The sequence below is a fragment of the Pseudomonas sp. CM27 genome (genome assembly GCF_013179515.1).
GTDB lineage: Bacteria > Pseudomonadota > Gammaproteobacteria > Pseudomonadales > Pseudomonadaceae > Aquipseudomonas.
In genome coordinates this window covers 1-1,266 of the sequence record NZ_JABMCN010000443.1, presented here as the reverse complement: position 1 = coordinate 1,266, position 1,266 = coordinate 1, and the positions used below count along the sequence as shown (strand labels likewise).

Genomic DNA, 1,266 nt, shown 5'->3' with positions numbered 1-1,266 from the left:
TGCAGCGCTGAAATGATCTGGTCGTGGATGTTTAACTGTGCGCACGCGATCGAAGCGCCCCAAACCACGCGTGCGCTTGCGCCCCCAATGGTGGTAGACGTACGCCTACCTTGGTAGAAATAGAGTTCCCGTTGCTTTGCCGGCATGATGCTGGAGCTCCAGAGTTTGATGCTCAGGATCATCGGCGATCGCGCTGCAACCTGCTACTGGCAAAAATGTCAGGTTGTCCGATCTGAATTGCTTATCGCGCATGGCGTATCAAGCATTGGCGCCTGGCCCAGCAGCACGGGGTAATCACTGCCGCCAATGCTGTACCGAACCAGTGAGGCCTGTGCCAATCGTGCGCGACCGCCTTGTCGTACCAACTCGATATCAAGGCAGGCGCCAAGGGGCCGAGCGCCTCGGCCTCAGGAATAATTGGCCCGAAACAGATTGTAGGAGCAGCCTTGTGCTGCGAAGCGCCGCGCGGGCGGCGCTCGATCTCACAGGCGCTGAAATATTGTGGCAAGCACCTGTGAGCCCCCACGCGCGCCCTGTGGCGCTTGCCCGAAAAAAGACCCCAAACAACATACAAGGACCATTGGGGAGCTCTACGCCGGGCTCCCGGTCCCCCCTTTCCCCAATCACCTCGGTATCGTGCGCACCATTGGTTTTGACCTCCGGAGCTGCAATGAAACTGCTACAACCGCTGCAAATCGGCCCGCTCACCCTGCCCAACCGCGTATTCATGGCGCCCCTCACCCGCTTGCGCAGCCTTGAACCGGGCGACGTGCCGACCGCGATGATGGCCGAGTATTACCGCCAGCGCGCCAGCGCCGGGCTGATCATCACCGAAGCCACGCAGATTTCCTTCCAGGCCAAGGGCTATTCCGGTTCGCCTGGTATTCACAGCGCCGAGCAGATTGCGGCCTGGCAGCGCATCAACGCAGGCATTCACGCCGAAGGCGGCCACAGTGCCGTGCAGGTCTGGCACACCGGGCGGGTTTCACACACGTCCCTGCAGCCTGGCGGCGAGGCGCCGGTGGCACCTTCGGCAGTGCCGGCCGGAGCACGTACCACCTTGCGTGACCAGCAAGGCAACCTGGTGCGTGTCGAAACTTCTGCGCCGCGTGCTCTGAGTGAGAGCGAAATTGCCGACATCGTCGCCGATTTTGGCCAGGCTGCGACCAATGCCCGGGAAGCCGGTTTCGACTTCATCGAACTGCACGCTGCCCACGGCTACCTGCTGCACCAGTTTCTCACCCCAAGCGCCAACCAGCGCGAAGA

The 1,266-nt window shown here is 61.7% G+C and carries 1 protein-coding gene and 1 pseudogene; one reads left to right on the top strand and one right to left on the bottom strand.

The annotated features are described in order from the left end of the window. Nucleotides 1–182: hypothetical protein (locus HP547_RS29390; protein WP_218583507.1), on the bottom strand; the 182-nt coding region annotated here is incomplete at its 3' end. A 488-nt stretch (nucleotides 183–670) separates the two neighbouring features. On the opposite strand from HP547_RS29390, the pseudogene HP547_RS28810 reads away from it, so the two are divergent. Next, nucleotides 671–1,266, top strand: a pseudogene (locus tag HP547_RS28810) (alkene reductase); the annotation flags it as partial.